Source organism: Arthrobacter sp. NPDC056691 (assembly GCF_042791415.1).
Taxonomy (GTDB): Bacteria; Actinomycetota; Actinomycetes; order Actinomycetales; family Micrococcaceae; genus Arthrobacter.
In genome coordinates, this window is sequence record NZ_JBHTXX010000051.1 from 1 (window position 1) to 23,189 (window position 23,189).

Sequence of the window (23,189 nt, forward strand, 5' to 3'; positions counted from 1 at the left end):
GGACGTCAGGCCCGCTGAACTCCAGACTTAGCGGTCCTGCCGCTAGGAAGGGCCCCCGTACCACCCTCAAAGGCCGCGGGGGCTTTTTCCTGCCCGACCACCGGTGGACATCAACCGGTGCTGCTCCCAAGTCCAACGACAGCCCGGATTTGCCGGCTGTCGCGGTCGTAGATGCGGGCGGTCAGTTGCCACTTCCATGTGGGCACCGCCCTCGCTGCCCCCGGCCTGAAGCTTGCAGATATCTTGGCAACACCCCCGGACGAGGGGGACCCGATTGGGCCCACACCGCCGACGCGGTTCCGTTGTGGAGGCAACTCCCTCCCTCCAACAGCAGCTTTGGGACCGCCGCCCAGGCGGATTGGGGGCTGTCCTGGGTGATCCCCAACTCCGGCTCACAGGGTACGAGCAGGTTTCTCCAAGGTAACCGGGAGATTCTGTGGGCATCTGGTTGGCAGTAAGAGCTGCGACTGGTTTCAGCCAGTGCGCCGCTCCTGGTTCTCACGCTCCCGTTAGGCCAGGCCCGGCGGCCCCCTCCCGCTCCAGTGGTTGCCGTGCAAGGGCACATCACCGGAGAGGCGTCACGGATTGGACCGCGGTATGCCCATCACCAGCAATGTCGTTTGGGACGCACGACTGGAAACATTCAAGGGCAGGGACACCGCCCACTACATCGACAGCGTCATCGCCACAACCCATCGCTGCGCCGCCTGCCGGCTTCCCTTTGGCCCCGGCGCCGCGCTGTCCCTCACAGTGGACATCACCGAAGGCCTTGATCGGGAGGGCAGGGTGTGCCTGACCTTCGATCCTGCCGTCCACCACCTGCAGTGCCGGCAAGCCGGTCTGAAAGTGCACCAGGCTACCGGTTTCCCCGGGGAACAAACCGCCCTCGGCGCACGGCTCGTCCTCGCCTGGGGCGGAGCCGGAGAGACAAACATTCCGGTACTGGCCTACACCCTGCTACCAAGTCTGGTCTTCGGGAAACCCGGCGGAGAGATGACCTCCGCACTGGTTTCCGCCCTGGTCAACCACGGGTTCCAGCTGTCATTCAATGACACTTACGGCGACATCGTGCGGCAGGCCCGCCCTGTGCGGGACACATGCACCCGCACCGTGGGCACCGACGGAGCCGTCGAACTGCGGATGGACGGTGCGCTGATGCACTCCCAGCAACTGGACCCAATGGACCCCCGCGACAACACATGGCTGGAGGCGGCCACGGCGGGACACATCCTGGTCATCAGTGGTGACAACCTCGGATTCACGGATACCGGCCTGCAGCTCAGCGCAGCGGCACACCTTGGCACCCTGGTCACCGGGGCCGTCCCCGGACTCGTGACATCAGATCGCGAGAAAAGTCGCTTCCGGAGTTTCGAGCCAGCGAAGGCGCAGGATCGATGACACTCCTCGAGCTTCCTCCCTCAGCCCAGCTCAACCGCAGGCACGTTGCCCCGGCTGCGCCTCACCCCCGGGCTGCGGACGATCTGCCCGCACCCTCCATGCAGGGCAGCCTTCAGCGGTTCCAGCTTCAGCGCCTGATAAACGGGATCCTGGCGCAGGACGATCTCATTCCCGGCATGCGGGCGTCACTGCTGCATCATTTGGCCGTGAACCCCGAGCGCCCCGAACTGGCTCTGCTAGCCCACCTGCGCGACATCCAGGACCCGAACGATCTCCCACCGGGTTAACAAATCACACGTACTCACCAGCATCACCCTGCGAAAGACACGAAGTCCTGCGTCCGCCAGCGCTCAAATGCCGGCTCAGCGCTGGTATCAAGAGACTGCAAATATCTTGAAACGGTGACCTGCCACGACGCGGCTCCCCCGGAGAAGACCTGACTGTCAGCCGCCAACCCGCGTAGACTCGCCCCGAGGACAACAGAATCCGGGGGGATGGATGAACTCATCGACAACTCATACGTGCGCGATGTGCGGGCTGGAGACGTCGGACCATGACAGGGACGTCCGCTTCCGGCTTCCCGACCCGGTGCTGAACAGCCCCGGGCAACATCTTGCCGAAGGAAGCTGGCTGAGCGAGCCGGACCCCAATGTGGCCACACTCATGCAGATCCCGGGGATCAGCCCGTTCGTCCGGGCCCTGCTTCCCGTCCAACTGGAGGGCGGACACGAACTCCGCCTCGGTGTCTGGGTCGCCATCCACCCCGACGACATGCAGCGGGCCGCTTCTGTCTGGAACGCCCCGGAGTACAGCGCTCTGAAGCTCACGGGTTACTTGGCGAACAGGATCGAGCCGTGGGGCCTGTTTGCCGTCCCGGTGGATCTTGCTGTGCTGAACCCTGACCACACCCCTTATTGCGTGAGCAGCCCCAACGCCGGGTTGCATGACGTACTCACCAGGGAGTGGTCCCACGACGTGCTTGCGTCGCTGCCCTGATCCCCCTCAGCGTCGACGAGAAAGCTGCATAGGAGACCTTCATGGATAACGGGTTCCTCAACAGTGGCGGCGTGTGGCTGGCGATCGCCCTGATCAACGCCGGGCTCGCCGAGCAGAAGAACAGGAGCCGGCTCGCGTGGTTCTTCATCTCGGTCTTCTTCGGCCCGCTAGCCACCCTTCTGATCGTCGTGATGCATCCGGCGGCGGTCGCCACGCCCCGAGGGCGAAGATAAGATAGTCAACCCGTTCAAGGAGGAACAGAACATTGGGTCTCAAACAATTCTTCCGACGGAAAACAGCATCCGCGGCGCCGGCGGAGCCTAAGGCCGAGCCCTCGGCGGTCACGGACGATCCGTCGGCAGCGATCCGCGAGAACGACCTGCAGGCTGCGTGGGCTGAACTGACCGAGGCTGCCAAAGGCTCCAAAGTCACGGGTTTCCATGCCAGTACCCGCACTGGGCGGCCCTGGACAACCGACCCCGAGGCGGTCAGAGCCATAGCGGGTGTGCTCCGTGAATTCCCTGGCCAGCCAGCGTCACACCTGCCCGCCGGGGAAACCTGAGCAAGGATTCCCCTGGTTCAGAGTTGGGCTGTGAAATCTGAATAGCAATGAACCGAACCATGGTTTCGGGAGGCAGGCCCTGCGCCGTGGACAGCCGGCCCGGCCACTCTGGGGGGAGGATGCCCGGTCCGGGTGTCCGTCCCGCTCGTCGGCTGGCAGGTCATTCAGCGGGACATGCTTCATCATCGCCGTGGAGGCTGGGAAGGAACCGGGTCCCACCCCTAAATTGCCCGTCAACCCCAACCAACCAGGACGACCGCCGGGCAGGGCTTGTCCGGCTTCCACCACCCACGTCGCCGGGCCGGTCCTCCGGCGGCGCTGTTGACCGCCGACTGGCACGGGTCTGAAGCCGAGCAACTGCACGATGCCCACGGCGGCCGAACGAATGCCATTGGGCCGGCAGGCAGCTGATTCGCTCACTTCCCGCACTTCTAAGAGGGCACTTCGCTCCGTTTCCTGCCGGCCCCGGCGCCGCCCTTCGATGAGTCCCGCCCTTGACGAACGGGCGCCCGGCTGATGGCACCCGGAAGCTACCGTATCCCCTTCACGGTGCCCCCGGCCGGGCAGCACCATGCCGCGGGCCCGGAACCAACCTTTTTCCAAGGTCCGCGAAGGAAAGTAGTTGCCTTGGGGAACCATCGCAGGAAACCAACCCACGGGCCAGAAAGGTCCCGTGGTCTGAAAATCGGTCTCAGAGTCCATTTTGGGGTTGACCTGGGCGCTGGCCTGCTTGGCTTGCGCGCCATGCCAAGGAGGCACCGACCATGACCGAAGAATCCACCAACAGCAGCGGAGTGGCCCGCCGTACCCTTCTGCGTTTGGGTGCGGCCGGCGGAGCAGCAGCCGCAGTCGCGGCCGCACAGAACTGGGCTGGCCCGCTGCTGGCCCAAACAGGGCTCGTCACGTCGGACAGCGCCTTTGCCGCCGCGTCAACGGCCCTCAGCGACGCCCTGTACATCGAGGCCTTCCCCACGAGCCCGCTGATCCTCTCACCCTTCAGCGACCCGCTGCTCATCCCCAAGGCGCTGTCCCCGGTCCCGAAGTCCGTGGTCAGCCGCTGGCCGAACCCGCCAGGGCCGGGGCCGGGCCAGCAAAACTCGCTGCGCAACCAACGGCACCAGATCTGGACCAGCCAGATCGGCCTTCCGGACCCGATCGTCTACAAGATCAACCTGCTGGTCCGTCCCCATTCCTTCACCACCTCGCAGGTGCTGCCGATCGATGCGAACGGCAGACCGGCGGTTTCCTTCGATGCCAACCGCAAGACGTACCCAGCGGGCACGAAGCGGATAATGCCTTCCAGCACCATCTACGGCTTCAACGGGACCTTCCCCGGGCCGAGGATCAACGCCGAATACGGCAAACCCGTCCTGGTCCGGTTCGAAAACCACCTGGACGAGAATCCGCTGAAGCTGGACCGGCAGGACTTCGGCTCCCCGGACTTCTCATTCCTGACCCACCTGCATAACTCCCACACCGCACCCGAGAGCGACGGCAACCCGCACTACTCGATGGTGGCAGGACCCAGGCACCGGGGCTACCGGCCCGGGATGTTCGTGGACAACCTGTACCTGAACTGGCCCGCCGGCGGCGATGACCTGCAGAAGCAAAGCTTCTTCTGGTTCCACGACCACACGATGGACCACACCGGCGCCAACGTGTACAAGGGCATGGTGGGCCTCTACCCGATCTACGACCCGAAAAACGGCCTGGACATGGGCGACGAACGCCGCGGGCTGCGGTTGCCCGGGGTCCGCACCAACAACCCCGACGGGTCATTCGACGTCCAGTACGACATCCCGCTGGCCTTCACCGATTTCCGGTTCGACGACGGCGTCACCATCCACAAGGACTTCCACGACGTCCAAGGCGAGTACCCGGCCGCCAAGAACCCGGCCAAGCACCCCGAATGGTGGGGCAAGACCTTCTACAAGCACTTCCCCAACCACGGCTTCGTCGGCGACATCTGCACGGTCAACGGGACAGCTTTCCCCGTCCTGGAGGTGAAGCGGCGGAAGTACCGCTTAAGGTTTCTGGACGCCTCGGTTGCCAGGATTTACGAGTTCAAGCTGATGACCTCCACCAGAGGACCGAAGTCTTCAGCCTCCCTCGGCTACAACGGCGACGAACTCCAGGGCCAGTACCGTATCGAGGACGGCCAGCAGTGCATGCAGTTCAACGAGATCGCGGTCGACGGAGGCCTGTTGCCGGTCCCGATCAGGCGTGATTCTTTTGAGCTGTGGCCGGCCAAACGGCGCGAGGTGATCGTAGATTTCACCCGGTACCAGGACGGCACGCCCACCACCAAGGGCGACGTCATCTACCTCACCAACGTCATGAAAATGCCCAATGGCCGGAAGTGGGCCGCATCCACCCGGTTCTCCCCCGATCCCAAATACAAGATACCGCTCCTCAAGATCGTCATAGGCGACACGGCTCCGGACAACAGCCAGATCCCCGCTACCCTTCGTCCACGTCCGCCGCTGCCGAGCAACTGGCAGAGCCTGCTGGACAACCGGCTGATCTTCGAAGTGCAGCGCGGCAGCGCCGGCGGGGAAACTGAGTGGCTCATCAACGGCAAGCCCTTCGACCCGCAGCATGTCCTGCCAAGCCTGAAAAATCCCGCCGGCCGTTCACCCTTGGCCCAGCAGAAGAAGGGAAGCTTCAACCTCTGGGAGCTCCGCAACGGCGGCGGCGGCTGGGTGCACCCGGTCCACCTCCATGAAGAAGAACACCAGGTGGTCATGCGCAACGGCAAGGACGTCACGCGGACAGCGGATCCCGGGCATCCCGATGACATCTCCGGGGAAGACACGGTGGCCCTGGACCCTGGCGAATCTGCCATCCTATACCGGGGCTTCAGGGACTTCACAGGACCCTACGTCGGGCACTGCCACAACCTTTCGCACGAGGACCACGCCATGATGTTCGCCTGGGAAATCACGCCCTGAGAACTGCCCCGGCGAAGGATCTGGGCGCTACCTTCTATAGTTGCCCGGCAACCCGTCAGCGGGCAGATGCGGGGATGGCTCACGCCGACGGATGCCGATAGTCTGCGGGGCATGGGGTTCATTGGGGGAAAACGAGTCCGCGGCCTGTCGCTCTTACTTGTCTTGGCCGGTTCGGCAGGGGCCTTGAACGCCTGTGCTTACACGGACGACGAGACGACCTCTGCAACCGCCGCGGCGCCTGTGATTTCCCGGCCAGCCCCGCCTCCCCCGCCGACGGCCGATCCCGCACTGGCCGGGAAACAGGCCAGCAACCAGACGCAACTGGAAAAGATCCTTGGCCCCAGGCCCTCCGCCCTCGTCTTGGGCGGCTCGGGCGGACTTGGCGGCGACGGGTACCGCACTTCGCTGCCCGGAATACCTCAGGGACGTTACCAGGTGACTTCGGCATGTGTCGGCGTTTCGGATGCAGCCCTCTTCATTGCGCAGCCGGACCGCAGAGGAGGAACAACCCACGAACTCGCGCTCAAGTGCGGAACAGCCAGCACCATGACCGTTGACCTTGCGACAGGCCAGGTCCTCACTCATCTGGTGCCCATGACTACCGAGCCGGGCGGGTCAGCCGTCGCCGGCTTCTGGCTGGTCCCAGCGCCGTAGCCATGAATACCGTAATGAGGAAGATCGCATGAACCAAGAAATGTTTCGGTCCCTGCCTTGGCCGTTCGAGGGCGACGCCTTCCCGCCGGCTCTTGGCGTTGTCGTCATGCGGACTGTCCTGGACGGTGCGCGCCCGGCACTTCAGGTTCTGCACGATCCCGAGGGCGGCTGGGCCATCGCCGATGGAGAATCAGACCCAAACGCCCACGGCGCCTTGATTGCTACACACATCTGGCACGTGGTCGCGGCCGATCCTTCCCTCACACAGCTGGCAGCCATGCCACCAGGCATGCAAGCGGATCGCCTAACCGTTGATGCCCCGTGGGAATTCCGATCATTCAGCTGGGACGAATGACGACTGTAACGGCGCATTCGGTGCGCTTGCCAGGGCAGAACACGAGAGGATAGCCGCGTGGACATGGCCGATCACTACGCGCTCCAGACAGGAACAGCACCCCTCGGCGGTGGCCGGCACGGCCGGCTGACTGTCATCGATCTGGGAAACCTGCGTGTCCCTTCCGGGCAGGTGGGCGCCTGCGACCCATTCGTGAACCTCGGCAATCCGGTGATCGTGAATGTTCCGTCCGGCGACTACCCGGTCCGGGTCACCGTCGCGGACGTTTCGCCCGAACAGGATGGATCGCATCTGCGTGAGGCTTACCTCTCTCTTGTCCTCTCCCCGGCGGAGTCAACGGCCGTGGAAGCCGCACCGGGCCCGACCGGCCCGCCGCCTCAGGGCGAGTTCTACGTCGTGCCGGTAAGCGCCGGCACGGTGGCCTTCGTCGACGCTGACGCCGTGGCTCGCTGCATGCCACATGCATCAACCTGGTACCCGGACGTGTTCGAATCAGCCGACCCGAATTGCTGGTTTGACCTCATGGACGCTGACCAGCCGCATCCGGCGGGCACGGCAAACATCGTGATGCCGCTGGCCGGGGACGATGAAAATGTCGTTTTGTCCCATTCCGGGTGGGGTGACGGCCGCTACCCGATCCTCCAAACCAGAGACGCCAACGGTGCACTCACCGGTATCCATATCGACCTAATAGTTGTCGGAGCGTTTGTGGGCGAGCCCGCTTCGGATCCGGCCTAAGGGCCAGATTAGATTGATCCTCCGGCCCGGAACCGGCAGATCCGGCTCCTGAGGCGCCACGGTCGGCAAAGGCGGGATAAAGGCACGGGTTGCCCGGCACGCCGCCGTCATGATCTGCAGCCCGGTGCCCTTCCGTCTCGGCGCCGCAGCTGATGCGCCCTCGGCAACCGTCCAGACGCCCCGGGCGTCATTTGAGGGCTCTGCTCTCGGGCAATCGACGGTTGCGCCCGAAGTGGGCCAGCGGGAGGACGGTTCCGAACCGCTCGTCTGGGGGGAGATCAGCTCGTTCTTCGTTCGCTGAGGATTCCCGTAAAGCGACGCCCGCTCCTGGACTTCGACTGGATGGCTTCTGCCCGGCGTCCGAAAGCAAGTCGACCGGCGGCAGGAACCGGGCCGCTATGAGCAGCACCAGTACCAGCGCTGGTGCCCGCCCGGTTCAGAGGCCCCGCCTGGGACTGCTCACCGGCCCTATTCGAGGTGTCCACAGTAAAGGGGGCAGCCCTGGCGGCTGCCCCCTTTACTCACTGAACTACACCTTTTCGCCGGTCCTATCGGGAGCCTTCTCGGGTTCCTGGACGGTGGACTCCCTGCGGCGCCATGGGAAGGCCCAGAACCTGAAGTCCTTGGCCTCGGCGTGGCGCTCGGGGCGTTTGTCGGTTTCCCGCGTGGCGTCTTTCCTGGTGTCGCGACGGAAATCCCTGCTGTACGAACCGCACATCGGTGACCTCCTAACAAAACGATGCTCCTTAATCGTCCTCCGATCAGACGCCCCAGTCGAGAGGCACGGCGCCCGGTTCAGATGCTTTCAGCAGAAGAATGTGCTGCCGGGGCGAAGGTCAGGAACTGGCCCGGCGCGGGCTCTGCCTGGTACCCGTCAATGCTCACAGCAGGCCATCGTCCGGGGAAGGTGGCCGTGGAAAACCTTGGAGAATCCTGCGGGACTGGTCATGAAACCCAGGCTGGGGCGAGCGAGGGCCATCGTGTCGGTCCTACTTGCCCACAGCCGGGTGGCCTTATGCAGCCGATCTGCGTTTGCGTCGGACGACAAGCATGATCACCGCTACCAACGACAGCGCACTGACGGCGTAAAGAATCTTGCCCCAGGGCGCGTAGTCGCCGCCCGATATGTCAAAGGTGTCAGCGAGCCCCATCCCGGCGGGAAAAGATGCCATCCAATGTGACGGCGCCGCCAGCGCGAGGAGCAACAGGTCGAGGGCTGCGGCGGTTCTTCCTGTGATCGCTGGCTTCAGTGCAGCAATCAGAATTGCTGCCGCCAGGATGATTCCGGTGGCTGCCCAGATAAGAACCGCCGGCGCCGCAAGCGATTCATTCGCCCGGTCCATCGCTGCCTGGATTTCAGCCAGCGTGGCGCCCGGGACGGCCGCCAGAGGGTTCCACACCAGAACCTGTAATGCACCGACGGCTGCGTAGCCCACAACAAGCAGGAAGCCGGCCGCTCCCGTCCATAAAGGCCAGCGCTGCCCCTCTTTTCCCCATCGCCCCATGCCCGCAGCCTAGCGTCTATCGGGGCTGAGCGGCCCGATACTCGCGGAGGGCATCTTCCCGCGCCCATTTTTTGTGCCTCTACCTCCCCTCGAATAGCTCCACGAACCCCAGTGCTGGTTCCCGGCCGGTGAAGGCACCCGCACCGGGATGACGCACCGACCCAGCCCGGCAGCGCCAAGCTGCGTCAGGCGGCAGGTTTCCAGCCCGACGCGGCAAGCCATCCAGGGAAATCGAGGACGTCGGGCACGAGGGCGCGGGTGGCGGCGAAGTCGGCCCGGTAAGCGGGGGTCTCGGCAAACCAGCGGAACATCGCGGCCTGGTCCCCGAACGAGGCGACCGCTTCCAGCGGCAACGCCTCGTAACTTGCGGGAAGACCGGCGAACTCCCCCATGGCCTGGGCGATCTGCGAACCCGTGAGCTCATCGCCGGCGACCTCCACACTGGAACCCTCGACGGCGCTTCCACCCAGCAGGATGGCCGCGGCTGCTTTCCCGAGGTCACGCACGGCGACCATCTGCAGCGGAATGTCACCGGGCATGGCCATCCGCACCACGATCTGCCCGTCCTCAACACTGGTCGAATAGCGGCCGAAATTGTCCATGAAGAACACCGGGCGCAGGAATGTGTGGTGGATGCCGAGTGATTCGATGTGCTCCTCGACACGGCGCTTACTCTCGAAGTGCGGGACGCCGGATTCCCGTTCGGCACCACCGACGGAGCTGTACACGAGGTGCCGTACCCCGGCGCGGGCAGCGGCATCGGCGATCGCAATGCCGGTGGCGGTCTCCTGTTCGGGGCCGTCAGTGAACGGCGTGGTCATCGCGAATACGGCCTCCACCCCGTCGAGGAAGGTGTCGAGTGCTGCCGGGTCGGTCAGATCGCCCACCGTGAGTTCAACACCGCCGGCGGCCAATGCCTGTGCTGCAGGCTTGCCGGGGTCACGCACCAGGGCCCGGACCTGCACGTCCGCCTCCAGCAGCGCCTGAACGACAGAGCCGCCCTGGTTGCCGGTTGCCCCGACAACGGCGATGCGCCGCGGCCCGCCGGATGTTGTATCACTGCTGTTCATGGCGTTCTCCTGGTCCGTAACTGACACCGTAAGAGAAACGTTAGTCGACGAGTGCACAGGCCAAGGTCCAGGAACGCCAACGCCGCGGATGGCAGGATAGTGCCGTGACTACGAGGAGGCGGGGCCGGGCGCCGAATGCAGAGTGGGTCCTGATGTACCGGAAGGGACTGAGCCGGGACAGGATCGCCGACCTGGTTGAAGCCCCGCTGTCCACCGTGGGCTACCACCTGACAATCGCCCGGGCCACTGATCCGGGCCTGGAGCTCGATCACCAAACGGCGGCCGGCACGAAACCCGCCCACGTCGCCGCCCAGGGACTGGAGCGGATGCGGCAGCTGATCGCGCTCGTTCAGGAAACAGGCCGCTACCCGTCCCGGAACTCGCCCAGCGAAACGGAGCGGACGCTGGCGGCGTGGCTGCAGCGCCGGCGGGAAGACGCCCGGGCCGATACTCTCGCGCAGGCTTACCGGGACGGACTCGCAGAGCTGCCCGGCTGGCAGACGCCGCCGCGCGCGGAAGCCGACGAGGCAAGGTGGGAGGACCGGCTGGCAGCGCTGACCGTCTTCCGGGCCGCCGGGAACGACTGGCCCCGGCACAAGAAAGTCACCGGTGAAGAGCACGACCTTGGTATCTGGCTGCACGTCCAACGGACCAAACTTCACGGCGGGGACCTGACCGCTGACAAATCGGACGCCCTGGACAAAGCCGTCCCCGGCTGGCGCACCGGCAGGCGGAGAGGCCGCAAGCCCAATGTTTAGCTCAGGGCCTGGACGTGCGCTCATCAATCATTCGGTCGACGGTCTCATCGTCGGGGCACGGCTGGTCATCGAACGGGCACCTGCCGGAACCCGGCACTCCCCCGTGAGCCTGGACCACCTCCACACACATCGTGCAGAACGTCGTCGGGTTCTCCAGGATCACAGCCTCGGGCTCCTCGTAACCGCAGACTGCCCTCCGCCAGTCCAGATCACGGCAGCAGACAAAGTGCGCCAGCTCATCCGGGTTGCGGTCCAGTTTATACTTCACTTCCCACGCCGGAACGCGGACCAGTTCCATGGCCCCGCCGTCCTGGATCTCGGCAGGATTTTCTGTGGATGCCCCCATCACCACCTCTTTCTTTGCCGTCATGCTATCCGCCAGACCGGCCGCGGAATAGTTCCGGTCTGCCCCGAACCTGGCTGGCTGTCGGGAGCCACTGCCAGAGCAGCACGGCCGTGCAGGCGCGCCACTACCAGCCGGGCCCTACGTGGAATGATGTGCTCAACAGCGAGGAGATCCAATGACAACGATCGTACGGGCACGGCTCCACTACGCGATCTTCCTGGTCCTGGGGGCGGAGAAGCCCACCATCCCCAATGTCACCGAAGATGGACTGGTTTGGGCCAGTGAAGACGCCCTCGTCATCGGTGGGAGGAGCGGCGTTGATGGTGAGACCACGATCCATATTGGTCCTCTGGCGCCCTCGCAGGAACTCATCGGACTAGGTCCAAGAACCATTCAATGTCCCGCGGGTCAGATCAGACTGGAGACAGCGGATGGCGAGAGGCTCTCACAGCATCAGGTAAATGCCGAACAGGCAAGAGTGGGAATTTGGGTGGATGATCTCGCGGAACCCGGAATCGTTCACCTGCAGATCACCTAAATGGTCGACTCTCATTCGTCCCCGGTCACGCTGCCCGTGGCGTGGAGCAAGGGATAGACCTTCAGCGGGCAAGGCGGCGGTCGACACCCGCGGATCAGTGACTTCCACGAACGGGTTACGTTCCGGTCACCGATTATCTAATGTTGGCCTTTCCAGCGGTTTGGGCCAGAAAGCGGCCAGCCTGCCGGAACTGGCGGACAGCAATGACAGCTGCCAAGGTTTGAAAGACGATGGCCAGGGCAGCTAACCACCATAGAAAAGTGTCGGCGCGAAATACCTGCGGAATGAAGGCAAGAGGCAGCGCCGGGAGCGTCACGAGCTGCAGTGCCAGAACCTTCCTCGTCTGAACGGCGACTCCACGCGCGACGACCAGGTGTTCCGGAAGTACGGGTTCCTTGCCGAGTAGCTCCCGCCGGATTTGTTTCTTTTCGTCGTCCTCCAGTGACAGGACGACGCCGACGCGGCCCGCCTCGACGGCGGGGCTCAGCCGTTTGCTGTTGTAGATCAGCCCGCCAGCCATCGCCCCAAGCCCGGCCAGCAGGAAGCCAAACCCGATCAACTCCGGCCAACCCAATTCGTCGCCGAAGGTCAGTCCGGCGGCAACTGCGCCCAGGACGATGAGCGCTGCCAGGCCGACCGGAAAGTAGATCGTGTAGTACGTTCGAACTGCCTGGCCCAGTCCATAGTCGGCCAGCCCTCGAGCCCTTCTCCGCGCCTGCTCCCACCGGTCATTGCCATCGCCAGGGAGACCGTTAATTCCGCTCATCCGTCCCCCTCACCACCATGCGGCGTGCCCGGCCGGTCACCAGGTCAGACTCAGGTCGTCCGCATCATTCCCCGGAGTCCACTCATAACTCAGCCTAATCAGCCGTCCGGTGCCGTCACAGGGTTCGACGGGTTTCCCAAAGGTCCCGGCGGGAAGCTGTATCCGGTCAGAAAGTAACGTTCACAGCCAGGGCGACAGCCGGCGCAGCGGCGATGCTGCCGGTTCCTGAAGCTGCCGCCACACACACAGACGCGCAGGCAGCTTCAATGGCGGCATACCGAGGGACTGAAGCGCCAGGTGCTCGCCTCCACCGGACAACCACGTGGCAGCACGCCGTCCTAGACTCGTTGGATGGCTACGGAACTTGAGAGCGTATTCCTGAACGGGACAGTTGGTTCGGGAAAGACAGCCACCGGGGATGCGTTACACCGGCTCCTTACCGCTGACGGCATCCCTAACGCCGTGATCGATCTGGACGCCCTGCGGCGCAGCTGGCCCGCGCCGTCAACGGACCGGTTCAATCACGAACTGGAGCTCAGGAACCTCCACGCCGTCGCCGGAAATAACCGGGAAATCGGCGTGAACCGGTTCATACTGTCCGGTGTCATCGAGTGCCGTGCGGAGGTTGACCGCTACCGCGCCGCCCTCGGCGGCGGGACCCTGACCGTGATCCGTCTGAACGCGCCCATCGAAACAGTCCGGGAGCGGCTCAGGAGCCGGCACGAGCCGGACAGCCCGGACCTGCACTGGCACCTGGATCGCAGCGTCGAGCTCAACACGATCCTTGCCCGGGCACGAGTCGACGACCAGGCAGTTTCGTCAGCAGAACGAAGCCCTGCAGAGGTGGCTCAGGCGGTTCGAGCCGTCATTGGCTGGTAGCGGGAATTTCAACCCGGGTATCGGCGCCGCCCGGGAGAGGGCCGGCACGTGGGGCCGTCTCTCTGGATGGCGGCTACTCATCCCCCCAGCGCATTTCGTCACCGTGTTCCGCGCCGCCTTCGGACAGACACCCGGATCGTAGTACAGGTAGATGTGACGCGGAGATGCCCCCATCCTCGCCACATGAAGCAACACACGGCCACACGCAGACAGGTGCTGACCTAGACTGACACCGTTCGAACCACCACGATGAGACCCGCCGTCAGTGACGGCGGGTCTCATTGTTTCGCCGCGCACTCAGAACTATTCAATGTTGGGTGAACCGTCCTGCCGGGGGGTTCTTTCCTCGCTGCCGACCGCTCTGCCTGCCAGGCAAAGCCCCGTCGAGTTGCCGCATCCTGGTCTCATTGACCTCAGTTCGGGACAGGTCTGCCAGCCAGACAGCTCTGCCAGCCCTTCACCGTGGGCAGCAGCCAGTGCCCCTGACCGCGCATCCTCACGGAGCCGCTGAGTCACGCCGCAAGGGTCCATCCGGCCAGTTCCCGGTATGTCCCGAAAGAAGCAGCGCTGAGCTCTGGCGCCCTCTTCGAGCAGCTCAGTTCTGCGAGCGCATGCCGGGTTACGCAGCTCCGCAACGTGCGTCGCGCTCCAATTCAGCGACTTCCCCGTATCGGTACTCTCGTGCTTCGGCCTGGAAGATCGAGTAAATGAATGAACTGGTCGTACGGTGCACGGATACGGGTCTCATGGAAAATCACCGCCCTCTGGCCGCAATAACCGAATGCGTGCAGGTCTGAACGCAGACGAACAACAGAAACCCCCGGAAAGCAATTTCCGGGGGTTTCTCATTGTGCGCGAAGGGGGACTTGAACCCCCACCCTCTTTCGAGGACTAGCACCTCAAGCTAGCGCGTCTGCCATTCCGCCACCCGCGCGTGATGGGAGTGCTGGGGAATACAATTTCGTTTTCCCCAGCAGCAGCGACATAGAACCCTAGCACAGAGCCTCCGGAGTCAGGCTAAGCACGGGCTCACGATTCAGCAGGCTGACTTCGGCCACGCCTGCTGAACCCGGACCGCGCACCCTACTGCGTGAGCAACCACCCGGGAACCTGGTCAGGTACTCACCAAATGCGGCCGCATGACGTTCCTGCCTCGCTGCCATCAGTCACCACAGCCACTTCAGTAATCAATTCCTGAACGCAACGCTGACGCGACGAGCCGTCATGGCTGGCAAGATGATCGTGTGACCAGCCGCTGGGAGGCTGCCCCGAACCCGGAGTGGGCGCTGATGTACAAGGGTGGTCTCGCCCGCGGCCAGATCGCGAAGCTGGTAGGTGCGCCCACATCGACGGTCGGCTACCACCTGGCAGCTGCCCGGGCCGGAGACCCGGAGCTGCAGTCGGCGCACAAGGCATCCGCCGCCCTGAAGGCTGCCCATACGGCGACGGCGTCGGGACTGGAACGCTTGCGCGAGCTCGTCGTGTTCATACAGGAGACAGGCCGCTACCCGTCCCGGGCCAGCAGCAGTGAGTCGGAGCGGACACTGGCGGCGTGGCTGCAGCGGCGGCGGGAGGAAGCCCGCGAAGGAAGTCTGGCCCTGGCCTACCGGGAGGGGCTGGCAGCACTGTCGGGCTGGCAGACTCCGACGCGGGCAGAGGCTGATACTGCATGGTGGGCGCAGCGGCTCGCCGCCCTGGCCGAGTACCGGGCCGCCGGTAACGACTGGCCCCGCCACAAAGCCACTGTGACTGGGTTGGAGCACGATCTGGGCGTATGGCTGCACACCCAGCGGGCCAGGCTGCACCGGGGCGCCCTGGACGTGGCCAAGATGCAGGCGCTGGACCGGACAGTGCCGGGCTGGCGGGCTGGCCGGAAGCGTGGACGGAAGCCACGCTAAGGCAGGCCGCGCGGCTTGCCGTAGCCGCCTTGGGAAAACCTTGTGGGCACCCCTCAAACAGGGGGTGGAAACGAGTTTCGCCTCTCAGGTGGTCCCGGCATTCCACAATGTGCTTCCCGCACACTGAACGTGTCGCTGAAGCACAGGTAGCCACGAACCGCAGCTTCAGCTCGCCGGGCCCGTGATACTCCCCCCAGCTAACGGGCCCGGCGGACAATCTCTTTCCGGTGACCACCAGGACGAGGAAGCTCAGATGGCAGCCGAGACGCTCAGCCCGGCGCCCCGCAGCCGCCGGGAGAAAACCTGCGAAGTGCTGGCCGTGCTCGGCGGCTATCTGGGCTTTACTGTCGCTAATGTCCTCCACCGCGACCTGGGTTTCTGGCCGTCCCTCCTGATCGGTATCGGTCTCACAGTGCCCACAGTCCTCTTCTTCAACTGGCTGGCCCTGCCGGAGCGAAGGGCCAGGCTGGCTTCCGACGCCGAGCGGGGCCTCATCGAATGCGCGACCAGGCGTCCTAACGCGATTCCCGGTTCGCTGCAGGACCGCTGGAAACCCGGATACGCCGAAGTCAGGGACGGAACCATCAGGTTCCAGGCGCTGTACGTCGACACGGAGCCATCGGGGCCCATCAGCACGTTCTCTCTCCTCGGCGCGCCCAAGCCAGTGGCGGCACCGGCCAAGCGGCCGGCGGACGTCAGACGGCAGTGGAAGATCGTCAGCATGGAAACCGATCAGGGACCCCTGCAGCTGGCCGCCAGCGACAACGGCCTCAAACTCCTGGAGCCGGGAAAGTAAGGGGGCGGACATGGCAGCGGGGGACGGCAAGGACGGCAACAAGTACGAGTGGCAGTCATGGCCGCCGGACTCGCTGGACGGCATGCCGCCCAAACGCAGGCGGCTGGTTGCCTGGGGGCTCCTGTGGTTCCTCCTCGTGGGCTGGCTGCTTGGGGAAGTTCTGGAAGCAGCCGGGATCGCGCAGCCGTGGCGCTCACTGCTCATGGTCGCCGGTCTGATTGCCCTTTTCGGGCCCTTGATCCACGGGGCAGTCCTGGAAACCCGGCAACTGCGCGCCGAGGGAATTGACCTGCCGTCCTATCCGGTCACCCGCAAAACGCTGATCACGACTGCGGTGATCACGTGCATTGCCTGGGCCTGGTTCGCGGCATTCGCAGGCACCGGCCAGCCGCTGTCGGTTGTGCTGCCCGTCGCATGCACGATGTGGCTGCTGTATCTGTTGCTCCGGTGGAGCACGAAGCCGCGCTGACAGGCGCATGGTCTGTGCGCCATGCACCCAGCCCGGTCCGGACCGGCAAGGCCGCCGGAAGCCACTGTCTACCGGTCCGGCTCTCCGTCGATTGTCAGGTCACCGGTGGCGATCCGCTCCGCCGTGCGCAGGTACGCCTCGACGATAAAGTCTTCCACGTCGTTGGCCCCGATACGCCACACGCCGCGGCCACCCACCTGGATGCCGCGCAGCTCTCCGCTCCTGAGCAGTGCGCGGATCTGCGGGACCCCGACATTGAGCTCCTCTGAGACTTGCTCCACCGTCAGGAAGCGACGGCGCGGCTCTGATTCTTCGGTCACGGTCTTCATGCTATGCGTCTACCGGCTCCATGGCGGACAGCGCCGCAGGCCGACACACTACTCCCCCGTGCCTTTTTCCACGACGCACCCGGAAGATTTCCCTGCCTTGGATCCAACGCGGCCAAGGCCCGCCGGCCTCGATGTGCACTCAGGGACGCCAAATTGGGCTGACCCCGGCCTCCCGCTCACGTCTTTCAGCGCTGGCGAAAGCAGGCGGCGGGAGGGCATGGCCGGCACCGGCCGCGGCGCAGCCGATTACAATCAATGGACCCCTTCCCCGACAGGGAAGGTGCAGATTCAGTGAGGCAGGCCGATGGACAGTACACCGACCACAACCACCTCACGGCTGGCTGGGCAACCTCCGGGGCAGCGGCCGGTTCCTGAGTTTCAGTCACCGGCGGGCAGGCCAGCCTCAGCCGCGGGCCTCCCGCCAGTCACCGTCCAGCCCCTGCCTGAGGCGACTCCCACGGCGGTTCCAGGGCATCGGCCGGAGCCTGCAGCCGACCAGCCGCCAACCAGGAGAAAGCGAAGGCCGCGGTGGCTGTGGAGGATCATCGCTGCCCTGCTCGCCCCGGTACTCCTTCTCCAGGTGTACGCGTTCATCGTCGAGGCCGGATATACCGCCCCGAGGACCGCCTACATGCTCCAGTCCAAAGAGCCCGTCGTCTACCAGTTCGTTTCGCTCGACCACATGAGCCGCTTCCTGCTGGCCTCCACCATCGCCCACGAGGATGAGCAGCTCGGTTCCCGCGCCGGCGCCTTTGACTGGGCGGACCTGCAAGCCCGTGCCGGGGCCTTCATGCGGGGTGAGCCGGACCCGAGCGGATCCACTATCCCCCAGCAGCTCGTCAAAAACATGTTCCTCTGGGAGGAACGCGAGAACCCCACCGCGGTGCGCAAAGCACTCGAGGCCGGCCTCGCCACCCAGTACGCCTACACCCTCGACGACAAGCGCGTCCTGGAGCTCTATCTGAACTACGCCCAGTTCGGCCCCGGCCTCTACGGAGCCTGCGCCGCGAGCTGGTACTACTTCGACACGCCGCCGTGGAACATGACCGAGTATCAGTCGGCGCAGCTGATGGGTGTTCTGCCTCTGCCCGACCTGGTGCGCCGGGCACCCCAGGGCGGCATCGATCTGGGTCCGAACGCCAACCGAAAGGCATGGGATCTGATCAACGGGGCTGCCAACGTGTGGGTGCCCCAGCAGCTTGAAGGCATGGGCGGATGGCAGGCCGCAGTGGCAACTGTCGGCATCACCGATACCGCCAGCGACCACTCAGACACTCTGGGGAACGATGACGCCTGCTCCACCATGCCGGACAGCGTGAAGGAACGCCTTGCAGCAGACTTCGGCTGACCTCAAAGATTCCGATGATGGCGCCCTCGACGGCCAACAATCGCCCCTATTTGTTCACTGATTCCGGGCCCTGGACTCGTGGCAGGGCCGCAAATCAACCAACCGCCTCTCAGCTGCGTGGCCGCAGCGGATTCGAATATATGTTCTAAGATTGTAGGGTGAACAAGTTCGATGAGGGCGGCTTCGGGCGCATGATGACCCGGCTGGAGGCAGAGAAGCGTCATCCCAAGCCGGACGACGGCAAGATCATGGAGTTCACTGCCGGGACGGAACCTCTTGTCCGGGCGGGCGAGGTTTACGGTCGCGCGATCAGATACACGAGAACCTATGGCCTCGTGGAATGGACGGATGAACAGCGCAACTACCAGGTGGAGTGGTTTCCAGCCGGTCAGATCAAGCGGGTAGACAAGGAATCGTGGAGGGGCCGGCCGCTGTAGAACCGGCCAGCGCCTGGGCGGCATGGGGCAGCAGCGGGCATAAGCCCCCCTGGGTGAAAGAGAACCGAGCTCACCCCTCCCGCCCTTATCGCAAGTTTTTGGATACCGCTCCCTATGCCGCACCTGGGCTGCCCGCGCCGTACCATCGTCCAGTTGCTTACCTGGGCATACTTACCATGCACCGTTCATCGAAGCGGCCGGATTCATTGATTATCAGCTTGCTTACTAATATGTTGGGAACATGCCAGCCACCAGCAGCGTCGAATGGGACCCGGACCTGGAGTCCTTCAAGGGCCGGTCCACGACGACATACGCGGCGGCTGCCGCGGCCGCCGCTACGGAATGCGCGGCATGCCATATGCCCGTAACAGCGCGGACTCCACTGGCCTTATCGGTCGACGTTACGGGCGGCACGCACGAGGATGGCACCGAATACTTCAGCTTCGAAACACAGATCTGCCACCGCGTCTGCCGCCCGCCCGCCTTGACGTTCACTGTGGGACACAGCTCGCCGATCGAGTTCACGCCCCAGGCTGCCAGACTCATCCTCCAGAACCCGCTCACCGGCAGCTCCACAGCGGCCCTGGTCTTCACATACCTGCCGATGATGTCCTTTCGGGAACCCGGAGGGGAGCTGACGTCCGCGCTGGTCACCGCACTCCTCCGCAATGGCTTTCAGTTGGCCATGGGCGCCGACGTCGGCGGGATATTGCGCGACACCGGCCCGGCTGCCGGGGACGTCACCTGCCCGGTGACAGACGCGGGCGTGCTGACGCTCCGCGCCGGACAGGCCACGATGTACCACGAACAGCTTGACCCGGCCGACCCGGATGACACCGCATGGCTGGCGGTCGCCCGCAGCGGCACAGTTCTCGTGATCGGCGGCGACAACCTCACCTTCAACAGCGCGGGACCAGACCTGGACGCTGCCGCGCAACTGGGTACGCTCGCCGCGGGCATGGTCCCCGTCATCGCCTCCACGCAGGACCGGTCAGAGGGGACCACCGCGCTGCCCGGCTCCGCCGACGATCCGCCAGTCACGGAGTAGCTGATCCGATAGCGGCAGGCCGCCGGAAACGGCCGGCCGGGACACAGGAAATTCACCGGTGACGAGCGCGACCCTGGTAGCCGGCTTCACCTCCAACACTCAAAGCCCACCGCCACGAACTGGCCGCAGAGAAGATCGAACTGCGCGGCGGGCCTGTGAAACCAATCCCCGGGAGTTCGCCGGTAGTCTTGCTGAAGTGCGACTGCTGGACGAGGGAGAACAGACGATGACGAATTCCGCTACAGGCGAGGATTTGTCGACGGGGAAAAAACTGACCCAACTGATCATCGGCTCCCCCTCCTGGGTACACCGTCGCGTCGACACCTTAGAGTTGGGTTCCAAAGGCGACAGTCGACGGAAAGTCTCCTTGGACCTGACAGTCCCGAAGAAATTGGTCATTGCCGGATCACATGAGCGCATGATCGTTCCACTGGCACTGATCCAGAAAGCGATGTTTCGCGGCTTCGACACCGCGGACAGCTCAAGCAAGCCCATGAGCGTCCTGGGCGCCAAAGAGAACAGCGTCCTTGCGCTGGAGTTTTTGACGCAATTGGCCCCTGAATGGCTGGCGGACGCCCGCTGTCTCCAAAGACAGTGTCGAGAGCATATGGCAGCACTCGTGCACGCCGACAGCCTCACCGCGGGTAAAGCCATAGAAGATTTTCTGGTTTGGGTACAGGGGGCCAGGGAAACAGCTCCGCGGATGACCCCGGACGAGGAACTCGATTTGGCTGTCTTCAGGCACTTCGCGGTTGAGCTGGCAGGTAACTTCCTGCTCCTGGCTGAGATTGATGCAGAGCTGGCTGGGAAACGCATCATCCTGAAGTATTCCCATGACACCGAACTGGACCTGCCATCAAAGCGTGCCAAGTCCCGAACTGTCGGTTTCCGAAACCCTGTCCCCGACTTCGGCTTCGCCGCGAGTCAGCACGTCGAGGTGAGAGTTCCATCCGGTCTGGCCGTCAAGTACGTGGGACTCACCGATTTGGACCCGGACACGAGGCCGGTGGACGCGAACGCAGACGAAGTACAGGATCCTTCAATCAAGCGAAGCAGGAGAAGGGAGCGGGCCGTGGGTCACGTGGCGCTCTCCCCTCAGTCCCGATTTGATGCAGGAATTTTCCTGGTCGAAGTTGTTCCGTCCAGGCAGGGCATTTATGCCTTTACGATCTGGGCAGTTGTATTGGTTACTGCCGCCGTTCTGGCAGCACTCGTCCTGAAGTTCGATGTGCTGCAGGTGTGGCTCCGGGTTCCGGTCCTCACCCCGGACGCCAGGATCCCGTCTCCCTCGGCGTCTATTCTGCTCATCGGGCCCGCGTTGATGCTTTCCTGGCTCAGCAGGACGCCAGAGCATGATCTGAGCGTCATGCTGCTTGGCCCACTGAGGGTCGTTCTGATCATGTGCGCCATAGTTCTCATGCTGATGGCGGTCGCTGCAGCAGTGCCTCTCGCCCCGCTGTACTGGAACATTCTGTGGGCCGCAGTTGCCGCGCTGTGTCTTGGGGCGGCCATTCGCCTCGTTCGCTTCGTCACAGATGCCGGACGCGACTCGGAAGATCACTTACAGTATGAGAGCCTTGACTGAACCCATAGAATGAGGCCAAAGGAAGGAGCTGACGATGGCCCGCTCGATAAAACAACGGGGAACCAAACCGCGCCGCCTCGTCACTCCTCAGGAGACGCTTCGCAGGGCGCTGGCGTCTGAATACGTCATCAATTCCGGTGCGAGTTCCACAGTCGGCGGAATCCCCGGCATCAAGGACAGCCAGCAGGCCCAGAAAGTAGTCAACCGCATTCTGGAACGCGCTGGTGGCAGTGGTCAGGGACCCCGCACGGCATAGCAGCGGTCCGTCTCTGACGTGACGGCAGCCGAGGCACAGCCCGGCATCCTCGCAGAATTACCTTAAGGCTCTCCTGCACTGCGCAGCTTCCGGCTGCTGATGACGTTCCTCCGCCGGAGCAACGCCGAACTCAAGCGTGCCGCCCACCCAAAACCATGCATGACCGCACTGACTCAATCGAAGCGCAACGCACTCGACCCGGATTGGGTGCGGATGTCTTTCAGCCAACAACATCCTCAGCAGAAGCCCGCGTTCAGGTGGCCTTGCCGGCAAGCCGGACCGGTACAACCGGAACTACGGACGGGGCGCGGTGAGCTGGACTTCACGGTAGTTCGCCGGCAAATGCACGACCGGGAATTCCGCGATGTCCAGAAGGCGGCAGCTCCCGGTCAGAGTGTCCAGAATCCAGAACAGTCCATGGCCAGGAGGGATCTCGATCACCGGACCCCGGCAGACCAGAGTGTTCCCATCGAACGCTTCGATGGCATCCCCTGATGCAGGTTCGTCGCAGGAGCCGATAACGACGTGGTCAGTGCTAATCATGACTTGGTCCTTCCATTCTTCGAATGACTCCGGGGTCTCCAGGAGCCCTAAACCTGGTCCTCCAGGTCGAAGTCCAGGTCGAGGTCTTCGACATCCCCAAGCAGCCTCCACGTCGATCCGACACGGGCAGCAGCGAGGGTGGCGGCGATGGGCATCCGGTCCACGGCAACCAGCTGGTCCAGGTCCAGACCGGTGAGCCCGGCGATGTCCCTGATGGGGGCCTGAAAGGTGCGGAACGGGCCAAGCGGCGGGGCTTCCTCCACTGCGCCGGGCCGGGGAACATCAGGCAGCTCCGCCAGCTGCGGAGTCTGGTCCACGACGTAGCCGGTCGCGGCCAGCTCGCCTTCGTGAATGAACGCGGCGACCTTGAAGTAGCCCAGCGGGATGTCCACGCCACGGTACACCGGATCGAGGTTGCTGAAGATCGGGCCGGTGAACACCACGAGCCGGCGGCGGTACTGGGCGGCGTGTTCCTGCAGGTAGTCCTCGATACCCAGCCACAGCTCGATGCCTTGGTTGAACTTGGCCGCCTGCGGCTCGGCGTTCGTGTAATGGAAGGTGTCGGCGTTGGCTCGCGCGGCCTCGGCGAGTGTGTCGCCCCATACGGCAGAGGCCCTGCGGACCAGGTGGCCGCGGTCGATGTCATTCCTGGCGTAGACCCGCTCCCCCGTCTGCAGGTCCGCCGCGAGCCGGGGATCCAGCCGCCACTTGATCCCGTCCCGGTCCAGGTCCATCAGCCTGCTGCCGTCAATGCCCACACAGGTGACGGCCGCGAGGCGCTTATCGAGGCGCATCAGCACCGAGAAATGCGTGTAGGGCAGCAGGACAGTCTCCACTCCTGCCAGCTGCGGCAGTGACAGGCGCCGCCCGAGGAAGTCCTCGTCGAAGCCCTGCCGGCTGGCCAGATCCTCGATGGTCGCACTTGGAACTATCAGCAGTTCGTCCATGGCCGAACACTAGCAAC

The 23,189-nt window shown here is 64.3% G+C and carries 27 protein-coding genes and 1 tRNA gene; 19 read left to right on the forward strand and 9 right to left on the reverse strand.

Annotated elements, in window-relative coordinates; translation table 11 throughout:
* The first annotated feature begins 597 nt into the window (after positions 1–597).
* From ACFRAU_RS24970 to ACFRAU_RS25005, 8 genes are all read left to right on the forward strand, one after another.
* A complete protein-coding gene (locus ACFRAU_RS24970; RefSeq protein WP_378001870.1) occupies positions 598–1,398 on the forward strand; it encodes a hypothetical protein in 801 nt (266 codons plus the stop codon).
* Positions 1,395–1,685: a hypothetical protein gene (locus tag ACFRAU_RS24975; RefSeq protein WP_378001871.1), complete on the forward strand. Its 291-nt coding sequence runs from the start codon at positions 1,395–1,397 to the stop codon at positions 1,683–1,685. Before ACFRAU_RS24970 ends, ACFRAU_RS24975 begins: the two co-directional genes overlap by 4 nt.
* Before the next feature lie 211 nt (positions 1,686–1,896).
* Positions 1,897–2,394, forward strand: a complete 498-nt coding sequence (locus ACFRAU_RS24980; protein ID WP_378001872.1) for a DUF2199 domain-containing protein — start codon at positions 1,897–1,899, stop codon at positions 2,392–2,394.
* A gap of 41 nt (positions 2,395–2,435) precedes the next feature.
* Complete coding sequence (locus ACFRAU_RS24985; protein ID WP_378001873.1) at positions 2,436–2,627, forward strand: hypothetical protein; 192 nt, start codon at positions 2,436–2,438, stop codon at positions 2,625–2,627.
* Positions 2,628–3,720: 1,093 nt separating this feature from the next.
* Entirely contained in the window at positions 3,721–5,907 is a 2,187-nt protein-coding gene (locus tag ACFRAU_RS24990; protein ID WP_378001874.1) for a multicopper oxidase family protein, read from the forward strand.
* 183 nt (positions 5,908–6,090) lie between these two features.
* A complete protein-coding gene (locus ACFRAU_RS24995; RefSeq protein WP_378001875.1) occupies positions 6,091–6,561 on the forward strand; it encodes a hypothetical protein in 471 nt (156 codons plus the stop codon).
* A 28-nt stretch (positions 6,562–6,589) separates the two neighbouring features.
* Entirely contained in the window at positions 6,590–6,916 is a 327-nt protein-coding gene (locus ACFRAU_RS25000; RefSeq protein WP_378001876.1) for a hypothetical protein, read from the forward strand.
* A 63-nt stretch (positions 6,917–6,979) separates the two neighbouring features.
* A complete protein-coding gene (locus ACFRAU_RS25005; protein ID WP_378001903.1) occupies positions 6,980–7,654 on the forward strand; it encodes a DUF4241 domain-containing protein in 675 nt (224 codons plus the stop codon).
* Positions 7,655–8,183: 529 nt separating this feature from the next.
* Here the strand turns inward: ACFRAU_RS25005 and ACFRAU_RS25010 are convergent.
* From ACFRAU_RS25010 to ACFRAU_RS25020, 3 genes are all read right to left on the reverse strand, one after another.
* Positions 8,184–8,372: a hypothetical protein gene (locus ACFRAU_RS25010; protein WP_378001877.1), complete on the reverse strand. Its 189-nt coding sequence runs from the start codon at positions 8,370–8,372 to the stop codon at positions 8,184–8,186.
* Positions 8,373–8,667: 295 nt separating this feature from the next.
* Positions 8,668–9,159, reverse strand: a complete 492-nt coding sequence (locus ACFRAU_RS25015) for a hypothetical protein (RefSeq protein ID WP_378001878.1) — start codon at positions 9,157–9,159, stop codon at positions 8,668–8,670.
* A gap of 185 nt (positions 9,160–9,344) precedes the next feature.
* Positions 9,345–10,229: an NmrA/HSCARG family protein gene (locus ACFRAU_RS25020; protein ID WP_378001879.1), complete on the reverse strand. Its 885-nt coding sequence runs from the start codon at positions 10,227–10,229 to the stop codon at positions 9,345–9,347.
* A gap of 104 nt (positions 10,230–10,333) precedes the next feature.
* Here ACFRAU_RS25020 and ACFRAU_RS25025 point away from each other — a divergent pair, with 104 nt between their 5' ends.
* Complete coding sequence (locus ACFRAU_RS25025; RefSeq protein ID WP_378001880.1) at positions 10,334–10,987, forward strand: Helicase associated domain protein; 654 nt, start codon at positions 10,334–10,336, stop codon at positions 10,985–10,987.
* Position 10,988: 1 nt separating this feature from the next.
* Here ACFRAU_RS25025 and ACFRAU_RS25030 read toward each other — a convergent pair whose 3' ends face one another.
* Positions 10,989–11,357, reverse strand: a complete 369-nt coding sequence (locus ACFRAU_RS25030) for a hypothetical protein (protein ID WP_378001881.1) — start codon at positions 11,355–11,357, stop codon at positions 10,989–10,991.
* A gap of 151 nt (positions 11,358–11,508) precedes the next feature.
* Between ACFRAU_RS25030 and ACFRAU_RS25035 the strand changes: the two genes are divergently transcribed.
* A complete protein-coding gene (locus tag ACFRAU_RS25035) occupies positions 11,509–11,871 on the forward strand; it encodes a hypothetical protein (RefSeq protein WP_378001882.1) in 363 nt (120 codons plus the stop codon).
* A gap of 133 nt (positions 11,872–12,004) precedes the next feature.
* On the opposite strand, the gene ACFRAU_RS25040 is transcribed toward ACFRAU_RS25035, so the two are convergent.
* A complete protein-coding gene (locus ACFRAU_RS25040; protein WP_378001883.1) occupies positions 12,005–12,637 on the reverse strand; it encodes a hypothetical protein in 633 nt (210 codons plus the stop codon).
* Positions 12,638–12,988: 351 nt separating this feature from the next.
* Here ACFRAU_RS25040 and ACFRAU_RS25045 point away from each other — a divergent pair, with 351 nt between their 5' ends.
* Positions 12,989–13,516 (forward strand): AAA family ATPase, encoded by a 528-nt coding sequence (locus ACFRAU_RS25045; RefSeq protein WP_378001884.1) that lies wholly within the window; start codon positions 12,989–12,991, stop codon positions 13,514–13,516.
* A gap of 851 nt (positions 13,517–14,367) precedes the next feature.
* Here ACFRAU_RS25045 and ACFRAU_RS25050 read toward each other — a convergent pair.
* A tRNA-Leu gene (locus ACFRAU_RS25050) sits at positions 14,368–14,450 on the reverse strand.
* A gap of 310 nt (positions 14,451–14,760) precedes the next feature.
* On the opposite strand from ACFRAU_RS25050, the gene ACFRAU_RS25055 reads away from it, so the two are divergent.
* The 3 genes from ACFRAU_RS25055 to ACFRAU_RS25065 all read left to right on the forward strand — a co-directional run bounded on the left by ACFRAU_RS25055 (position 14,761) and on the right by ACFRAU_RS25065 (position 16,679).
* Entirely contained in the window at positions 14,761–15,414 is a 654-nt protein-coding gene (locus tag ACFRAU_RS25055; RefSeq protein WP_378001885.1) for a helicase associated domain-containing protein, read from the forward strand.
* Positions 15,415–15,667: 253 nt separating this feature from the next.
* Positions 15,668–16,210 (forward strand): hypothetical protein, encoded by a 543-nt coding sequence (locus ACFRAU_RS25060; protein WP_378001886.1) that lies wholly within the window; start codon positions 15,668–15,670, stop codon positions 16,208–16,210.
* Positions 16,211–16,220: 10 nt separating this feature from the next.
* Entirely contained in the window at positions 16,221–16,679 is a 459-nt protein-coding gene (locus tag ACFRAU_RS25065; protein ID WP_378001887.1) for a hypothetical protein, read from the forward strand.
* A gap of 68 nt (positions 16,680–16,747) precedes the next feature.
* Here the strand turns inward: ACFRAU_RS25065 and ACFRAU_RS25070 are convergent, their stop codons facing one another.
* Positions 16,748–16,999: a helix-turn-helix domain-containing protein gene (locus tag ACFRAU_RS25070; protein WP_378001888.1), complete on the reverse strand. Its 252-nt coding sequence runs from the start codon at positions 16,997–16,999 to the stop codon at positions 16,748–16,750.
* A 640-nt stretch (positions 17,000–17,639) separates the two neighbouring features.
* Here ACFRAU_RS25070 and ACFRAU_RS25075 point away from each other — a divergent pair.
* The 5 genes from ACFRAU_RS25075 (at position 17,640) to ACFRAU_RS25095 (ending at position 21,682) form a co-directional block, all read left to right on the forward strand.
* Positions 17,640–18,356, forward strand: coding sequence for a biosynthetic peptidoglycan transglycosylase (locus ACFRAU_RS25075; RefSeq protein WP_378001889.1), 717 nt, complete (start codon positions 17,640–17,642; stop codon positions 18,354–18,356).
* A 158-nt stretch (positions 18,357–18,514) separates the two neighbouring features.
* Positions 18,515–18,793 carry a hypothetical protein gene (locus ACFRAU_RS25080; protein WP_378001890.1) on the forward strand — a complete coding sequence of 93 codons (279 nt, stop codon included), beginning with the start codon at positions 18,515–18,517 and terminating at the stop codon, positions 18,791–18,793.
* A 241-nt stretch (positions 18,794–19,034) separates the two neighbouring features.
* Positions 19,035–19,841 (forward strand): hypothetical protein, encoded by an 807-nt coding sequence (locus ACFRAU_RS25085; protein WP_378001891.1) that lies wholly within the window; start codon positions 19,035–19,037, stop codon positions 19,839–19,841.
* Positions 19,842–19,899: 58 nt separating this feature from the next.
* Entirely contained in the window at positions 19,900–21,426 is a 1,527-nt protein-coding gene (locus tag ACFRAU_RS25090) for a hypothetical protein (RefSeq protein WP_378001892.1), read from the forward strand.
* A 34-nt stretch (positions 21,427–21,460) separates the two neighbouring features.
* Positions 21,461–21,682, forward strand: a complete 222-nt coding sequence (locus ACFRAU_RS25095) for a hypothetical protein (protein ID WP_378001893.1) — start codon at positions 21,461–21,463, stop codon at positions 21,680–21,682.
* A 294-nt stretch (positions 21,683–21,976) separates the two neighbouring features.
* Here ACFRAU_RS25095 and ACFRAU_RS25100 read toward each other — a convergent pair whose 3' ends face one another.
* Positions 21,977–22,225, reverse strand: coding sequence for a hypothetical protein (locus ACFRAU_RS25100; protein WP_378001894.1), 249 nt, complete (start codon positions 22,223–22,225; stop codon positions 21,977–21,979).
* 47 nt (positions 22,226–22,272) lie between these two features.
* The gene (locus ACFRAU_RS25105; protein WP_378001895.1) at positions 22,273–23,172 is read right to left on the reverse strand and encodes a DNA/RNA non-specific endonuclease; all 900 of its coding nucleotides are present in this window, start codon (positions 23,170–23,172) and stop codon (positions 22,273–22,275) included.
* Positions 23,173–23,189 lie beyond the last annotated feature (17 nt).

Excerpts from the sequence above, each read along its gene's own strand:
- ACFRAU_RS24975 (WP_378001871.1), top strand. The coding sequence starts at position 1,395 with ATGACACTCCTCGAGCTTCCTCCCTCAGCCCAGCTCAACCGCAGGCAC.
- ACFRAU_RS25010 (WP_378001877.1), bottom strand. The coding sequence starts at position 8,372 with ATGTGCGGTTCGTACAGCAGGGATTTCCGTCGCGACACCAGGAAAGAC.
- ACFRAU_RS24990 (WP_378001874.1), top strand. The coding sequence starts at position 3,721 with ATGACCGAAGAATCCACCAACAGCAGCGGAGTGGCCCGCCGTACCCTT.
- ACFRAU_RS24970 (WP_378001870.1), top strand. The coding sequence starts at position 598 with ATGCCCATCACCAGCAATGTCGTTTGGGACGCACGACTGGAAACATTC.
- ACFRAU_RS25085 (WP_378001891.1), top strand. The coding sequence starts at position 19,035 with ATGCCAGCCACCAGCAGCGTCGAATGGGACCCGGACCTGGAGTCCTTC.
- ACFRAU_RS25030 (WP_378001881.1), bottom strand. The coding sequence starts at position 11,357 with ATGACGGCAAAGAAAGAGGTGGTGATGGGGGCATCCACAGAAAATCCT.
- ACFRAU_RS25095 (WP_378001893.1), top strand. The coding sequence starts at position 21,461 with ATGGCCCGCTCGATAAAACAACGGGGAACCAAACCGCGCCGCCTCGTC.
- ACFRAU_RS25020 (WP_378001879.1), bottom strand. The coding sequence starts at position 10,229 with ATGAACAGCAGTGATACAACATCCGGCGGGCCGCGGCGCATCGCCGTT.
- ACFRAU_RS25060 (WP_378001886.1), top strand. The coding sequence starts at position 15,668 with ATGGCAGCCGAGACGCTCAGCCCGGCGCCCCGCAGCCGCCGGGAGAAA.
- ACFRAU_RS25040 (WP_378001883.1), bottom strand. The coding sequence starts at position 12,637 with ATGAGCGGAATTAACGGTCTCCCTGGCGATGGCAATGACCGGTGGGAG.
- ACFRAU_RS25075 (WP_378001889.1), top strand. The coding sequence starts at position 17,640 with ATGCTCCAGTCCAAAGAGCCCGTCGTCTACCAGTTCGTTTCGCTCGAC.
- ACFRAU_RS24980 (WP_378001872.1), top strand. The coding sequence starts at position 1,897 with ATGAACTCATCGACAACTCATACGTGCGCGATGTGCGGGCTGGAGACG.
- ACFRAU_RS24985 (WP_378001873.1), top strand. The coding sequence starts at position 2,436 with ATGGATAACGGGTTCCTCAACAGTGGCGGCGTGTGGCTGGCGATCGCC.
- ACFRAU_RS25035 (WP_378001882.1), top strand. The coding sequence starts at position 11,509 with ATGACAACGATCGTACGGGCACGGCTCCACTACGCGATCTTCCTGGTC.
- ACFRAU_RS25045 (WP_378001884.1), top strand. The coding sequence starts at position 12,989 with ATGGCTACGGAACTTGAGAGCGTATTCCTGAACGGGACAGTTGGTTCG.
- ACFRAU_RS25000 (WP_378001876.1), top strand. The coding sequence starts at position 6,590 with ATGAACCAAGAAATGTTTCGGTCCCTGCCTTGGCCGTTCGAGGGCGAC.
- ACFRAU_RS25065 (WP_378001887.1), top strand. The coding sequence starts at position 16,221 with ATGGCAGCGGGGGACGGCAAGGACGGCAACAAGTACGAGTGGCAGTCA.
- ACFRAU_RS25005 (WP_378001903.1), top strand. The coding sequence starts at position 6,980 with ATGGCCGATCACTACGCGCTCCAGACAGGAACAGCACCCCTCGGCGGT.
- ACFRAU_RS25105 (WP_378001895.1), bottom strand. The coding sequence starts at position 23,172 with ATGGACGAACTGCTGATAGTTCCAAGTGCGACCATCGAGGATCTGGCC.
- ACFRAU_RS25100 (WP_378001894.1), bottom strand. The coding sequence starts at position 22,225 with ATGATTAGCACTGACCACGTCGTTATCGGCTCCTGCGACGAACCTGCA.
- ACFRAU_RS25015 (WP_378001878.1), bottom strand. The coding sequence starts at position 9,159 with ATGGGGCGATGGGGAAAAGAGGGGCAGCGCTGGCCTTTATGGACGGGA.